This window comes from Prosthecobacter sp., from assembly GCF_049294395.1.
Taxonomy (GTDB): Bacteria; Verrucomicrobiota; Verrucomicrobiia; order Verrucomicrobiales; family Verrucomicrobiaceae; genus Prosthecobacter.
The window spans coordinates 30740-43779 of sequence record NZ_JBAQCR010000062.1; the positions used below are offsets into that span (position 1 = coordinate 30740).

Sequence of the window (13040 nt, forward strand, 5' to 3'; positions counted from 1 at the left end):
GACGAGGGGCGCAGAGGTTTCCACACGTCCACCCATTCGGCAAGGGAAAACTTCCCTCGAAAGCTTTAGAATTGTTAAAATATGGCTGCTGGGGGCGGAGAATTGCCAAAAAAATGTGTCAGCGCCTCCATCATGCCCTCGCTGGCGAAGCGGGTGGCGATGAATCCACCCCGTGAATGCACGATCTGCTTCACCGGCTCCACCGCATTTCCCGGACAGGCGATCATGTGGGCATGGCGCGGATCCAGCATGCTGAGGTCATTGAAATTGTCCCCGGCGGCAAAGCACACCGAGGCGTCCAGACCGAGCAGGCGTGCGAGTTCGCTAAGCGCGGTTCCTTTGCTGTAGCCGCTATGCGAAAAGCGCAGGTAGATGCCGTTGCGATGGTAGCCAATGTCCGGGAACTGCCGTGCGTGCGTGTCGATGTAAGCACAAATGCCGTCGAGTTCGAGGTCGCTGGTGCCGACAATGCCCATCTCACCCTCACCAGCGGTGATGAACGAGGCCTGGGTCTGTGTCTCCACCATGCGGCGGATGTCTTGAAGCGATGCCTGGTGGTCTTTGGCGAACCGCTCCTGGGCACGCCGCGCCAGCCGGTTCCAGGAGCCGTAGTCCGTCCAGCGGCTGAAGAAGCCCGGCTTATAGATGTCACTCTCCCGCGCGATGATGAAATCCGGCTCCATGTAGATGCCATGCTGCGCGAGCCCTTCGATGGTCTGGCTCAAGCCACGGCCCGTATTGATCACCCACGCCGCGCCCTGTCCGCGCAGCAGTTTAATCATCTGCCCGAGACCTGGATGAAACACGGGCTCTCTCTCGGGATGTATGAGAGTGCCATCGAAGTCGAAGCAGAGAATGAAACGATGTTTGGAGGCAGCCATGAATAGGGGCGCGCATTCATGCCGCGAAAGAGCCCGGCTGCAAGACCGCGATCACTCGCCAGAAGGCCAGAGTGCAGAGCGCCCACAGCACCGTTTCGTAGATCACGAAGACTGGCAGCCGCATGTTGCGCCGGCGCGCACGATGCACCAATGCCTCGCTGGCCCAGAGCAGGCTGAGCACCAGCGGCGGATACAAGGCCAGATGACGATTTCCCCAGGTGAGCACCGGCATGTCCCAGCCGAAATCTAGCGTGCAGGCCACAAAGGCCAGAATGCTGAACAAAGCCAGCGGGGCTGTTTCAGGATGCAAGGCCTGCCCGGCATGCGCCGCACGTGGCGCCACGAACGCGATGATCAGCAGCAGCAGGCACAAAATGCTGGCCAGAACGCTCACAAACACCCCGCGTTCATGCGGCAGCGAATCAAAGCTCCAGGGGAACTGCAGCACGGCTCCCATCATTTTCAGCCCGCCGTGCCAAAAGCGCTCCTGCCTCTCTTTGGGTGAATGGGTTGCAAGGTAGTTTGCATAGCTCGGCATCTCGCCAGCGGGCACAGCCTGCAAAGCTTCGCGCGTCCGATGCACCGCCGTCCACTGCTGCATGGCGGTTTCATTTTCAAACCACCGCCAGTGGAAGGGCGTGGCGTCTCCCAGTTTCTCCTTCGAGTACGCCATCATGGGGCCGACGGTGATCAGATGGCAGGCCACCAGCAGGACCATGCCCAGCCAGTGATTCCGCCACACCCACAGAGACGTGCCGCGTTCATGGGGCAGGTGGGCCAGGACCCAGCCCCACAGCCAGCGCAGCGTGCTCACGGCGATGAAAACCAGCACCAGCGTGGTGGTGGTGGGCAGCGTCAGATTCGCCAGCGCCGAGAACAGGCCGATCAACCCGTAAAGCCAGAGAGAATTGCGTTTCAACGCCGCCACGCAGCAAACCCAGGTGAGCAGAAACAGCAGCTGAAACAGCACATCCGGTGAAAACTCAGCCGTGGAAGGCAGCAGCACACCAAAGCCGATGGTCAAAATCGTGAGCAACGCCGCCGGAACCGAAAACGCCCGCGCCGCCGCCAGTCCGAGCATCATCAAAAAGCCCAGGCTCACTCCCATGAGCCAGCACTTGCTGGCCCCAAGCACCCGCTGGTCCTCCTTGCTCAAGGGGCCGGATGACAGAGGCTGCTCCGCCCCGACATTCCATGCGGCCAGCCAGGGCCAGATGGGGCGCACCACGCCATCCGTGCGGTGCGGCAGCCAGTCGTTCAGCGGCTTGGAAACGCTTTTGGAGAAATCCGGCGTCAGGTCCTTCCGTGTTTCGATGGCGGCGTTCAGATACATCCGCTCATGCTCCGGAAGGGGATCTGAACGGGTGATCCCCTGCCGCTGAAAGGCCCGCATGTAGCACCAGGCAAAAAAGATCAGACAAGCGAACATCACCACCCAGCGGCCGCCGCGCAGCCATAGTTTCGTTAACTGCAGATACACGGACTTGACCGACATGCGGACTGCGGGGTTGGCGTGAAACGGGTTATTTCTTCGGCCGCACCTTGATTTCCACGCGGCGGTTCATGCCCTGCTGCTCCGGCGTGCCGGCGGTGCTGACGATCGGCTTCGACTTGCCCATGCCCACGGCCTGAATGCGGTCGGTTCCCAGGCCAAGCGACTCTCGCAGCCAGCTGACCACCGCCGTCGCACGGCGGATGCTGAGCTCGAGATTGTAGTCCTCACCGCCGAAGCTGTCGGTGTGGCCTTCGATGATGAAGAGCGAATCCGGGTTTTTTTGAATGAGGAAACCCAGCTTCATCAGGCTGAGGCGTGCCGCTTCGGCGAGCTGGTCGCTGCCATACTCAAACAGCAGATCGGTGGGCATCAGAATCGGGGCCGTGCTGCCACCCATTTTGCCACCGCCACCGAGCAGATCATCGAGGTTGCTGAAGCCCTTCACGCGTGCGCCTGAAGCGGCCGTCGTGCTCTGGCTTTTGACTGCGTCAAGAAGGCCGCTGTCCATCTTGCCTCCCTCGCCGGGGTCTGCGGCACCGGCATCCAGCAGCATTTGTTTTTCTGAGATGGGTTTGGACAAGACATCCCGGCGCACGCTGGCCATCTCTGTGGCGATATCCGGCCCGTCCATGGCCGCAGGGGCCAGCAGCTTCGCCATGTCAACGCCTTTGGAGGTGCCGGGCGCACCGTCACCGGGATCGTTGGCGCGGATGAAATTCGTAATCTCCTTCACGTTCGGCGTGAGGTCGATCTCCTGATTCTTGGGCAGTTCCTGCAGCTTGTCGAAATCATCCAATTTCGGCTCAAAGGCCTTCATGTCGGGCACGTTGCCGGGAGCGATGATTTCCGGGATCTCCTGGATGGCCTGCTGGTCTTTCAGCAGCTGCTCGCTGATGCGCACGCGCTCCGGCACATCACGCGGCTTGGTCGGTGTCACATTTGAGATGCCCAGCGTGTCAAAGCCGACCACGAGCATCATGTGAAACACCACGGAAAGGATGAGCGCGAACATCACCCACCATTTCAGGCTCCAATCGTCACGAGAACGAAAAGAGGACTGCGGAGTGGTCCATTCGGGGGGATGGGTGACTGCGGCCATGACAAATGCAAAGCTACCACGGTGACAAAAGATTGCACGCAGCACTTTCGCCGTGACATCGCCCCCGCTGAATTCGTATTCTGGAAGCTCACCCACACCCCAACACCATGAACCGCCGCCACTTCCTCACCACCAGCACCGCCGCCCTCGCAGGCTCGCTCGTTGTCCCCACCAGCAGCCACGCGCTGGAACTCACCCAGGCTCCCCTGCCCTACGCTCCCGAAGCCCTGGAACCCCACATCGACGCCCTGACGATGAACATCCACTTCGGCAAGCACCACACCGCCTACATCGCCAAGCTCGGTGATGCACTCAAGGCGGCGAACATCAGCAAAACCGACGCCATCGAACTGGTCTCCGACATCAAATCTCTCCCCGAAGCCTCCCGGATGGCCATCCGCAACAACGGCGGCGGCCACGTGAACCACACCTGGTTCTGGAAATGGATGGCCCCGGCTGGCAGCGGCCCGACCGGCCCTGAAGGCAAGCTCGGTGAAGCGATTCAGAGCACCTTCACCAGCATCGACGACTTCAAAAAACTCTTCGGCGAAGCCGGAGTGAAGCGCTTTGGCTCCGGCTGGGCCTGGCTCATCGTCACCAAGGACGGCAAGCTCAAGATCACCTCCACACCCAATCAGGACAATCCGCTGATGAAAGGCATCGTCGATGCCGCCGACCTTGGCACCCCGATCCTCGGCCTGGATGTCTGGGAGCACGCCTACTACCTCAAGTATCAAAACAAGCGCCCCGACTACATCGCCGCATGGTGGAACGTCGTGAACTGGGCGGAAGTGGCCAAAGGCTACGCTGCCGCAAAGGCGTGAGCCGCTCCACCGCATCACGCTCATGACCGAACTCATCGAGGTCAATCTCATGGAGTTGAACCAGTTGTTCAACTCCCTGGACCCCTCCCCGTTCCATGAGCGTGATCTGGATCACGATGCCGAGGAATTCATCGTCAGCTGGGCGCAGGAACACTCGCGCAAACACGATTTGAAGCTCGTCGTGCACCTGGCAAAACGTCCCGTGGATGTCGCCGACGCACAGAAGCTCGTCGCCAACTCCATCGCCCATTACTTTGAGTATCGCGCCGAAATGACGCTGCGTGAATTCAAGCGCCTGATACGCGAGGGACGCGCATCCTTTCTGATCGGCTTGCTCTTCCTCGGCACCTGCCAGTTCACCGCCACGCTGATCACCCCTGCCGATGGCAACTGGCAGTCCGTCGCCCGCGAAGGTCTCACCATCATCGGCTGGGTGGCCATGTGGAAGCCGCTCGAAATCTACCTCTACCGCTGGTGGCCTCTGCTCGCCCTGATTAAACTCTACCAACGTCTCAGCCGCATGCCCGTCGAAGTCCGCTGCACGGTCTGAATTTAGGCTTTATATTTTACACCAACCCATCCAATGAAAACGCTCCTCACCGCCCTCCTTCTTTTGCTCCCCACGCTCATGCTTGCCGCAGACCCCGCCAAACACGTCAAGGCTGACGAAGCCGCCAAGATCATTGCCGACGGCAAAGTGGCCGTCATTGATGTGCGCACGCCGGACGAATTCAAAGACGGCCACATCCAAGGCGCGAAGAACATCGACATCATGGCGAACGACTTCGAAGCCCAGCTCGGCAAACTCGACAAGACCCAGCCCACCCTCGTCCACTGCCAGGCCGGTGGCCGCAGCATGCGCGCCCTCGAGGTCTTTGAAAAACTCGGTTTCACGAACCTGATCCACTTGGATGAAGGCTTCGGCGGCTGGGCAGCTGCGGGCAAGCCGGTGGTGAAGTAGCTCTCCGGCCTTCGACTCATGGAAGCATTACCTTACTTCCTCGGTTTCTCAGTCATTTGCTTCCTTGTCAGCTTTGGACTGTTCCATCGCAAAGTGTGGGTCTGGTATTGCGGCTGGGTCTTTTTCTACATCCTGGCCTCTTACTTCGGAACTTTCTTCGTCAACGGACTCTACGAAGCCAAAGACCAGACGCAGGTGGCTTACGCATGCCTTTACCTTGCCGGCGGGCTTTTCTTCTGGCTGCCCTTTGTTGTTTGGTGGGCCAACCAACGCAGTTCTTTTGGCATTCACGATGGCCGGCCCAAGTCATTGGCCGGGGATTGATCCCATGACTCGCGCACTCTGCGCTCCAGTCATTCCACGGCTGCCAGCCTTCTCACCACCTCCGCCGCAAGCACAAACCCAAACGTACCGGTGACGAACGTCGCAGCGCCAAACCCGGCGGCGCAGTCGAGGCGGAGGCCCGTTTCAGCGCCGGTTTCGGGTTCGAGGGAGCAGGAACCATCCGCCCACGGAAACACCGGCTTCTCCATGGAGAACACGCAGGGGATGTCCATCGTCACGGGGCGGCCCTGTTCGCTTTTGGCGAAGCCGTAATCACGGCGCAGGCTCTGGCGCACGCCTCGGAGCAGGGGATCCGCCCCGGCATGACCGAGATCGGCGATTTTGATGCCCGTGGGATCACGCCGCCCCCCGGCAGACCCCGAAGTGATGACCGGCAAACCGCGTGCATGGCAGCGGGCGATGATGACCGCCTTGATCGAGGTGCGATCCACGGCATCGACCACGAAATCAAAGTTCGGTGCGAGCAGCCGGTCCGCATTCGATTCGGTGAGGAACTCGATGACACGGTTCACGCGGCAGGCGGGATTGATCTCAGCCACGCGTGCGGCCAGCACATCGACCTTCGACACACCGATGGTGTGGGCGAGTGCAGGAAGCTGGCGGTTGGTGTTGGTGATGCAGACATCGTCCATGTCGATCAACGTCAGCTCGCCAATGCCACTGCGCACCAGAGCCTCCACGATCCATGAACCCACGCCGCCAACACCCACAATGGCGACGTGTGCAGCAGCGAGTCGGGGCAGCGCCGCAGCTCCGTAAAGCCGCCCGATGCCGCCGAAGCGTTGGGTGTAGGATTCATCCATGCAGTCGTTTAGCGTGGGCAGCACTTGAGATCAAGGAACTGCCGAGCCATGGATCATTCGATTTAGCCGCAGAGAGGCGGAGGAGCAGAGGCGGCAGAGATTTTGAATAAATTCGGATTCTCTGCTCCCTCTGCCTCTTTGCTCCTCTGCGGCTAAACCGAGCGTCGCCAGCTTTTCTCAGCAATGATGCGCTCCACGCGTATTCACGTAGAGCGAATAAAGACTCTGAGATGCGGTGATGAAGAGGCGGTTTCGCTTCGGACCGCCGAAGCAGAGGTTGCTGGCGGTTTCGGGGAGCTTGATGTAGCCGAGCATTTTCCCTGCGGGATTGAAGACGTGGACGCCATCGTAGCCGTCGCCGATCCAGCCGGCGCTGGCCCAGACATTGCCCTCGACGTCGCAGCGGATGCCGTCCGAGTTTCCTTTGGCAGCTTTGTCGGTGAGCATGCCTTTGTTGGTCGCAAATACCTTCCCGTTCTTCACCTTCTTGCCATCCACCTCATACACCCGGATGTTCTTCGGCGCACCCGTGTCCACGATATAAACCTTCTGGTAGTCCGGCGAAAAACAGAGCCCGTTCGGCTTCTCCAGATCCTCGGTGATCTTGGTGATCTCCCCGCTGGGATCGATGCGATAGACTGCCTCCTTCAGCAGCAGCTCCCCTTTGTTTCCTTCGTAATCCATCATGCTGCCGTAACCGGGATCGGTGAACCACACGGAGCCGTCGGCATGCACGGCGCCGTCATTCGGTGCGTTGAGCGGTTTGCCTTCAAACTTGTCGGCCAGCACGGTGATCTTGCCGTCGAGTTCATAACGGACGACGCGGCGCGTGGCGTGCTCAAAGGAGATCTGGCGGCCTTGCAGATCAAAGGTGTTGCCGTTGCTGTTGTTCGCGTTGTTGCGCAGCACGGAGACGTGGCCGTCTTCGGGCAGGTACCGCATCTGCGCGTTGTTGGGAATGTCGCTCCACACGAGGTAGTTGCCGCTGCCGTTCCATGCCGGGCCTTCCGCCCAGAGCATGCCGGTGTGCAGGCGGCGGATGGGCGAGTTCCCCTGAATAAGTTTTTCAAACTCAGGCTCGAGCACAATGACATCCGGATCTGGATAGCGCTCGGGCGTCTGGCCGGACCAGTCGCGGGACAGCAAAGTCGTGGTGGCGGCGGAAACGGCGAAACTGGTCAGGAAGGTGCGGCGGCTGGTGTTCATGGCAGGAGATGGTTGTAGCGAAGGGAACGTGCGATTGGCAAGAGATTTGGCAGCAAGTGCAGAGGAGAAAGCACACAAAAAAGCCCCGGCTGCATCGCTGCGGCCGGGGCTGGAGTGATCCAGGTTGGTGAGATTAGACGATCTCCACGTTCTGGCGGCCATGCTCGGCATAGTCCTTCGCAGCCCAGCCGGGCATCGCGACGGGGTACCAGCCTTCAGCATCGGGTTTGACCGGAGCTTCGGACTCAGGAGTGATGATGTTGGGCATGTGCTGCACTTTGCTGTTGAGCACTTCATCCCACTTCAGCTCCTTGCCGGAGTAGGTGGCCATGCGGCCCATGAGGGCGGTCATCGTGGATTCAGCACCGTAGTAGGCGTTGTTGACGGGCTTGTTCTCACGGATGGCGGCCTGCAGGGTGTCGTGCTCGGTCTGATATGGATCTGGATCCAGCTTCTTGGCATTTCCCTTGCCCGCCGATGCGGGATCCTTGCCACCTGGGCGGTATTTCCAGATGGTTTCGCCCTTGTGGTTGTTGGCGTAGCAGCGGCCGCTGTTGTCGAGGTAGATCTTGCCTTTGGTGCCGGTGAATTCTTCGCGCACGGCGTTGCTCACACCGGACTGGTGACGGCACTGGCTGTTGATGCGGACACCGTTTTCATAGGTGTACTCCACGTAGTGGTGGTCATAGATTTGGGCGAATTTCTTGTCCACACGCTGCTGGCGGCCGCCCATGCCCTGGGCGCTGATGGGGTGACCACCCAGGAACCAGTTGGCCACGTCGATGTTGTGGATGTGCTGCTCATTGATGTGGTCTCCGCAGAGCCAGGTGAAGAAATACCAGTTGTTGAGCTGGTACATGAGTTCGGTCTGGTCTGGGCGCTTGTCGCGGAACCAGATGCCACCGCCATTCCAGTAAACCTGGCCGGAAACGATGTCGCCGATGACGCCGTTTTCCTTGACCTGGGTGAGGGCTTCGCGGTAGCAGTTTTGGTAACGGCGCTGCAGACCGCAGACCACCTTGAGGTTTTTCTCGTCGGCAATTTTGGCCATTTCGAGAACCTTGCGCACGCCGGGGCTGTCCACAGCGACGGGCTTTTCCATGAAGATGTTTTTACCAGCGTTCACGGCGGCTTCGAAGTGATACGGGCGGAAACCGGGAGGCGTGGTGAGGATGACGAGATCGCAGCAATCAATCACCTTCTGGTAAGCGTCCGTACCAGCAAAGATGCGGGAGTCATCGACCTTCACCTTGTCCGGGACTTTGTTGCGCAGATTGCTCAGCGCGCCGTCCGCCTTTTCTTTGAAGGCGTCGCCCACAGCGTGCAGTGTGACGCCCTTCTGATTGGTGCTGAGCGCCTGGCCGGCAGCGCCGGTGCCACGACCGCCGCAGCCAATGAGGCCGATTTTGATTTCATCGCTGCCGGCAACATTCGCGGACTGGGCGACAGTGAGGCCGGTGCTGGCTACAGTAGCGGCGGTGGTGCCGATAAACTGGCGGCGGGAGGTCGCCGCTGCTGGGGGTGGGGTCGGTGTGTTCATGGGTTGAATGGGTTGGGTTGACGTGGCTTCAAATCAGGCGAGCGCGTTTTTGATGAGCGCGAAGCCTTCGGTGTAAACTTGTTCGGTGTTGGGGAAGAAATCGCGCCAGACACGGGTGGCGGCGGCGAGGTCTGGCAGAGCGCTGCCGAAGGCTTCGATGGTCATCCAGCCGTCATAGCCGATCTTTTTGAGGTGCTTGATCTGCTCGACAATGTTGATGTGGCCACGGCCCGGAGTGCCGCGATCGTTCTCGGAGATGTGCACGTGGTTGAGCTTGCCGGAAGCAAACACGGTGTCGATGGCCGCCAGCGGGTTCTTTTCTTCGATGTTGGCGTGGAAAGTGTCATACATCGTGCCGAAATTCGGATGATCGACACGCTTCACGTAGGCGGCGGCCTGCTCCATGGTGTTGAGCAGGTGGGCCTCGAAGCGATTGAGCGCTTCGATGGCGCACTTCACGCCCGCAGCTTCAGCGACGGGAGCGATGGCACGATGCACTTCAGCAGCGCCTGCGAGTTCAGCTTCCGAAGGGAAGGCGCCGGTAAACTGGCCGAGCACCTGATAGTAGGGACCGACGAGAGTCTGCACGCCGGCGTTGTGCGCGCATTCGATCACACGCTTGAGATGATCAATGGCGCCCTGGCGGTTGGCCGCGACGGGGCTGATGGCATTGTGGGCTTCATCTGGCAGGACGGTGACAGCGGTGCATTCGAGGCCGTTGTCCTTCAGCACCTGGCCGATGCCTTTGAAATGGGCGGGATTGCTGACATCAAAGATCGGAACCTCGACTCCGTCGTAGCCGGTGGCCTTGAGTTTTTCGATGACGGGGTAGTTTGCCTCGGTGATGTGGCCGGAGTAGAGAAGGAGATTGAAGCCGATTTTCATGGGGTGGGACACGAAGCTAGGGAATGGCGGGCGAATTGGCAAGGTCTGTGTCGGAAGATTTCCCTCGTCAGGCACAACGCCGGTGCTGCTGCCTCTATTGCGCCAACCTCGGGAAATCGCAGCGCAGGCTCAGCAGCAGCAAATTAGGCATTGAAAAGGATGAGCCCGATTTCATTAGTGCGCAGGTTCCTGCCATGCGTGTATGCTGGCTGAAATCACACCCCATCATGACTGCCCTTCGTCTCATCGCGCTGTCCGCCACCTGCCTTGCCCTGGCTTCCTGTGAAAACACGAACAAATCCGGCGGCACTAGCAGCGATCCCTATGCCTCCAACTACGGCACCGACGGGCACTACAATCCTTACCCGGGCCAGAGCGGCTACGCGTCTTCGACCACGCCGAAGTATCAGACCCCGCCGGCCCCTGCCTCCTCCCTGCCGCCGGAGCCTCCCGCGAATCCTTATGCTTTCAGCGGCACGAAGAAGGTGACGCCGTCCAGCACGTCATCCACGCCCAAGAAGTCCACGGCTTCCAGCAGCTCTGCGAAGAAGAAGTCCACCCCTTCGAAATCCAAAGCGACTGGCAAAAAGTCCTCGGGGTCGAGATACACCGTCGTCAAGGGTGACACGCTCTCCTCCATCGCCCGGAAAAAGGGTTCTTCCGTGGCTAAGATCAAGGCCGCCAACGGCCTCAGCAGTGATCTGATCCGGCTTGGTCAGTCCCTGAAAATCCCCTGATTCAACGTTCGACGCATTTTTTGGCTCCAAAACGTGCTGCGACCTGAATAATTCCACCGTCACGGCCGTCAATCCTCCGCCAACAATAATCCATGCCTGCCTCAGCATCGACTGACCCTGGCGAAGTCTCAGACCTCGACTTGGTCAAACGCAGCCAAGCAGGCGACACACGGGCGTTTGACGTTCTCGTCACGCGCTACCGTGGGAGGATTTATGCCATGACCTATCACCTCATCCAGAACGAAACCGAAGCATGGGACCTCGCCCAAGAGGCCTTCATCAAGGCATGGCGTGCTCTGCCGACGTTCAAGCATGATGCGGGATTCTACACCTGGCTCTACCGCATCGCCCACAATGTGAGCTATGACTGGCTCCGGAAGAAGAAGATCCAGGGCGATGGTGAATTCGATGACGAGCGCACCGAACACCGCGTCGCCGTAGGCGCGGAAGCCACGCCGAAGGGCGATCTAGCGCCCGACGCTGCCATGACAAACGCCGAGCTCGGGCAGCGCATTCAGCAGGCCATCGCCAAACTTTCGCCCGAACACCGCCAGGTCATCGTCCTGCGTGAGGTCGAAGGGCTCGCTTATGAAGAAATCGCCGCCCTCATCCCCTGCTCTCTCGGCACGGTGATGTCGCGTCTGTTTTACGCTCGCAAGAAACTTCAGGAACAACTCCACGACGTTTATGAAACCTCCATCTGAAGAACACGACCTCATTCGCTGGATTGATGGCGAAATGAATGAAACGGAAAGCGCCACTTTTGAGGAGCGCCTCAAGCAAGATCCCGTGCTCGCCAAGGAAGCCCGGCAGATGCGCGAGCTGAGCACCAGCCTCCGCACCCACCTGCCCGCCGAAATGCGTGTGCCGCACGCCGATTACTTCAACACCCAGATCGGAGTGCGCATCACCCAGATGGCGCTGGACGACACACGCGCCAAGCAGGCCGCTCCGGGCTGGGGCGCCATGTTTCAATGGCTGCGCCAGCCATGGTTTGCGCTGGCCGGCACTGCTGCCTTGGCGGTTCTGGGCTTCTTCCTGATGAATCCCGCGACAGGTGACGCTTCGGAAAGCATGATCCTCAGTTCCTACACCCCAAACACCCACGTCCAGGCGCGCACCTACCATGACAGTGCCGCAGATGCCACCGTCCTGATGCTTGATGGCTTGGATGCTGTGCCGGCTGAGCGTAAAGTTTCGGGAATCAACATCCAGCGCAGTGAAGTGGAGCCTCAACTGGCCTCGACAACGATGTTCGACGCACATGGAACTCCGGTGCTCATGATTTCCCGTGACGCACTTGGCAATCCCATGATCACTCCTCGCGGATGAAGCCCCTCCTTACAGCGCTCTTCCTCGTCATCAGCACGGCTCTTGCCAGTGCCCAGGGGCAGCCACCCTCTGTGGTATCTTCAGTCAAACACGCGACTGAAGGTCACGTGTGGGGCGCGCTCATTTTCGCCACCAACGATGCCACCCAGCTGACCGGCGCCAAAGAGCCGATTCACGCAGAGCTGCCCCGACTGAATGAGCGGCTCGCGAAGGTGTTTCCATTCAAACACTTTGAAATCCTCGGCCAGCATCGGCAGGACATCTTCCGTGAGTATGAATCCTGGGTCGTTCCGTCCCGGGATCTGTTCATGAAAATTGACTCCAAAGGCCCGGCGGACAAAGGCGGGGTGAATTTGCATCTTCAAGTCTGGCGTGAGCAGCAGGTATTGGTCAAAAGCGATGCCGTTTTGCGCAAAGACAGTCCCTTGTTCATCGGCGGACCGCCATGGAAAGAAGGACGTCTGATTTTTGTGCTGTTCCTGGAGCGCAAATAGAAGGAGCTCACTGGGCATCCAGCCAGTTCAAAGGCTCAGTAGGCGTCGATCAGTAGAAGTGGGGATCGAGTCGCACGGCAGAAATCAGCCGCTAAGGCTCGTGATTCATGCGGGGAAATGACGATGGGCTCCAAACCCGGCGACTGATACCACGCGCCATTGAAAACGGGTCTGAGCAGGTTTGTGCGGGGTAGCGTGGCGCTCCGGTCGTAGGTTGGATGTGTTTGGCGTCGCAACCGCTTCTTCGCTCCACAACTCCCTCCGCCAAACCGTCCGACCACGAGGGTGTTCGCACGCCCCGATGTTTGCGGAACGCTGATGGACGGGCGGGCTGTCGCCACACCCATCCTACGTATGGCGGGCATGCAAGCATTGGCTGCCCGATTTGCCTTGAAGTCTCCAACTGAAAACAAAGTCTCTTCTTCAGAGCCGAACTTT

Annotated in this window: 15 protein-coding genes; 8 read left to right on the forward strand and 7 right to left on the reverse strand. The window is 59.7% G+C overall.

Annotated features, from left to right (window positions below):
- Positions 1-74: 74 nt before the first annotated feature.
- From WAW39_RS04455 to WAW39_RS04465, 3 genes are read right to left on the reverse strand one after another with little or no spacing between them, the layout of a single operon-like run.
- Entirely contained in the window at positions 75-881 is an 807-nt protein-coding gene (locus WAW39_RS04455) for an HAD family hydrolase (protein ID WP_422316194.1), read from the reverse strand.
- Between the two features lie 16 nt (positions 882-897).
- Positions 898-2376, reverse strand: a complete 1479-nt coding sequence (locus WAW39_RS04460; RefSeq protein ID WP_422316196.1) for a hypothetical protein — start codon at positions 2374-2376, stop codon at positions 898-900.
- Positions 2377-2404: 28 nt separating this feature from the next.
- Positions 2405-3475, reverse strand: coding sequence for an OmpA family protein (locus WAW39_RS04465; RefSeq protein WP_422316198.1), 1071 nt, complete (start codon positions 3473-3475; stop codon positions 2405-2407).
- A 107-nt stretch (positions 3476-3582) separates the two neighbouring features.
- On the opposite strand from WAW39_RS04465, the gene WAW39_RS04470 reads away from it, so the two are divergent.
- Genes WAW39_RS04470 through WAW39_RS04485 form a run of 4 tightly spaced genes read left to right on the forward strand, consistent with a single transcriptional unit; the run spans position 3583 to position 5584 of the window.
- Complete coding sequence (locus WAW39_RS04470; protein WP_422316200.1) at positions 3583-4299, forward strand: Fe-Mn family superoxide dismutase; 717 nt, start codon at positions 3583-3585, stop codon at positions 4297-4299.
- Between the two features lie 22 nt (positions 4300-4321).
- A complete protein-coding gene (locus WAW39_RS04475; RefSeq protein ID WP_422316202.1) occupies positions 4322-4849 on the forward strand; it encodes a hypothetical protein in 528 nt (175 codons plus the stop codon).
- A 33-nt stretch (positions 4850-4882) separates the two neighbouring features.
- Positions 4883-5260: a rhodanese-like domain-containing protein gene (locus WAW39_RS04480; RefSeq protein ID WP_422316204.1), complete on the forward strand. Its 378-nt coding sequence runs from the start codon at positions 4883-4885 to the stop codon at positions 5258-5260.
- Positions 5261-5278: 18 nt separating this feature from the next.
- Positions 5279-5584 (forward strand): hypothetical protein, encoded by a 306-nt coding sequence (locus WAW39_RS04485; protein WP_422316206.1) that lies wholly within the window; start codon positions 5279-5281, stop codon positions 5582-5584.
- A gap of 29 nt (positions 5585-5613) precedes the next feature.
- Here the strand turns inward: WAW39_RS04485 and WAW39_RS04490 are convergent, their stop codons facing one another.
- From WAW39_RS04490 to WAW39_RS04505, 4 genes are all read right to left on the reverse strand, one after another.
- On the reverse strand, positions 5614-6408 hold the full coding sequence (locus tag WAW39_RS04490) for a tRNA threonylcarbamoyladenosine dehydratase (RefSeq protein WP_422316208.1): 795 nt from the start codon (positions 6406-6408) through the stop codon (positions 5614-5616).
- 177 nt (positions 6409-6585) lie between these two features.
- Positions 6586-7614 carry an SMP-30/gluconolactonase/LRE family protein gene (locus WAW39_RS04495; RefSeq protein ID WP_422316210.1) on the reverse strand — a complete coding sequence of 343 codons (1029 nt, stop codon included), beginning with the start codon at positions 7612-7614 and terminating at the stop codon, positions 6586-6588.
- Between the two features lie 133 nt (positions 7615-7747).
- Positions 7748-9154 carry a Gfo/Idh/MocA family protein gene (locus tag WAW39_RS04500; RefSeq protein WP_422316212.1) on the reverse strand — a complete coding sequence of 469 codons (1407 nt, stop codon included), beginning with the start codon at positions 9152-9154 and terminating at the stop codon, positions 7748-7750.
- 33 nt (positions 9155-9187) lie between these two features.
- A complete protein-coding gene (locus tag WAW39_RS04505; protein WP_397384396.1) occupies positions 9188-10039 on the reverse strand; it encodes a sugar phosphate isomerase/epimerase family protein in 852 nt (283 codons plus the stop codon).
- A 227-nt stretch (positions 10040-10266) separates the two neighbouring features.
- On the opposite strand from WAW39_RS04505, the gene WAW39_RS04510 reads away from it, so the two are divergent.
- From WAW39_RS04510 to WAW39_RS04525, 4 genes are all read left to right on the forward strand, one after another.
- On the forward strand, positions 10267-10776 hold the full coding sequence (locus WAW39_RS04510) for a LysM peptidoglycan-binding domain-containing protein (RefSeq protein ID WP_422316215.1): 510 nt from the start codon (positions 10267-10269) through the stop codon (positions 10774-10776).
- 92 nt (positions 10777-10868) lie between these two features.
- The gene (locus WAW39_RS04515; RefSeq protein ID WP_422316217.1) at positions 10869-11480 is read left to right on the forward strand and encodes a sigma-70 family RNA polymerase sigma factor; all 612 of its coding nucleotides are present in this window, start codon (positions 10869-10871) and stop codon (positions 11478-11480) included.
- Positions 11464-12108 carry an anti-sigma factor family protein gene (locus WAW39_RS04520; protein WP_422316219.1) on the forward strand — a complete coding sequence of 215 codons (645 nt, stop codon included), beginning with the start codon at positions 11464-11466 and terminating at the stop codon, positions 12106-12108. Before WAW39_RS04515 ends, WAW39_RS04520 begins: the two co-directional genes overlap by 17 nt.
- Positions 12105-12602 carry a hypothetical protein gene (locus WAW39_RS04525; protein ID WP_422316221.1) on the forward strand — a complete coding sequence of 166 codons (498 nt, stop codon included), beginning with the start codon at positions 12105-12107 and terminating at the stop codon, positions 12600-12602. The genes WAW39_RS04520 and WAW39_RS04525 overlap by 4 nt, the downstream gene beginning before the upstream one ends.
- Positions 12603-13040: the final 438 nt, after the last annotated feature.

What these genes read in the sequence shown, in the direction of transcription:
- WAW39_RS04490 (WP_422316208.1), bottom strand. Translation starts at nt 6,408, where the DNA reads ATGGATGAATCCTACACCCAACGCTTCGGCGGCATCGGGCGGCTTTAC.
- WAW39_RS04470 (WP_422316200.1), top strand. Translation starts at nt 3,583, where the DNA reads ATGAACCGCCGCCACTTCCTCACCACCAGCACCGCCGCCCTCGCAGGC.
- WAW39_RS04510 (WP_422316215.1), top strand. Translation starts at nt 10,267, where the DNA reads ATGACTGCCCTTCGTCTCATCGCGCTGTCCGCCACCTGCCTTGCCCTG.
- WAW39_RS04475 (WP_422316202.1), top strand. Translation starts at nt 4,322, where the DNA reads ATGACCGAACTCATCGAGGTCAATCTCATGGAGTTGAACCAGTTGTTC.
- WAW39_RS04480 (WP_422316204.1), top strand. Translation starts at nt 4,883, where the DNA reads ATGAAAACGCTCCTCACCGCCCTCCTTCTTTTGCTCCCCACGCTCATG.
- WAW39_RS04520 (WP_422316219.1), top strand. Translation starts at nt 11,464, where the DNA reads ATGAAACCTCCATCTGAAGAACACGACCTCATTCGCTGGATTGATGGC.
- WAW39_RS04505 (WP_397384396.1), bottom strand. Translation starts at nt 10,039, where the DNA reads ATGAAAATCGGCTTCAATCTCCTTCTCTACTCCGGCCACATCACCGAG.
- WAW39_RS04485 (WP_422316206.1), top strand. Translation starts at nt 5,279, where the DNA reads ATGGAAGCATTACCTTACTTCCTCGGTTTCTCAGTCATTTGCTTCCTT.
- WAW39_RS04495 (WP_422316210.1), bottom strand. Translation starts at nt 7,614, where the DNA reads ATGAACACCAGCCGCCGCACCTTCCTGACCAGTTTCGCCGTTTCCGCC.
- WAW39_RS04500 (WP_422316212.1), bottom strand. Translation starts at nt 9,154, where the DNA reads ATGAACACACCGACCCCACCCCCAGCAGCGGCGACCTCCCGCCGCCAG.
- WAW39_RS04515 (WP_422316217.1), top strand. Translation starts at nt 10,869, where the DNA reads ATGCCTGCCTCAGCATCGACTGACCCTGGCGAAGTCTCAGACCTCGAC.
- WAW39_RS04460 (WP_422316196.1), bottom strand. Translation starts at nt 2,376, where the DNA reads ATGTCGGTCAAGTCCGTGTATCTGCAGTTAACGAAACTATGGCTGCGC.
- WAW39_RS04525 (WP_422316221.1), top strand. Translation starts at nt 12,105, where the DNA reads ATGAAGCCCCTCCTTACAGCGCTCTTCCTCGTCATCAGCACGGCTCTT.
- WAW39_RS04455 (WP_422316194.1), bottom strand. Translation starts at nt 881, where the DNA reads ATGGCTGCCTCCAAACATCGTTTCATTCTCTGCTTCGACTTCGATGGC.
- WAW39_RS04465 (WP_422316198.1), bottom strand. Translation starts at nt 3,475, where the DNA reads ATGGCCGCAGTCACCCATCCCCCCGAATGGACCACTCCGCAGTCCTCT.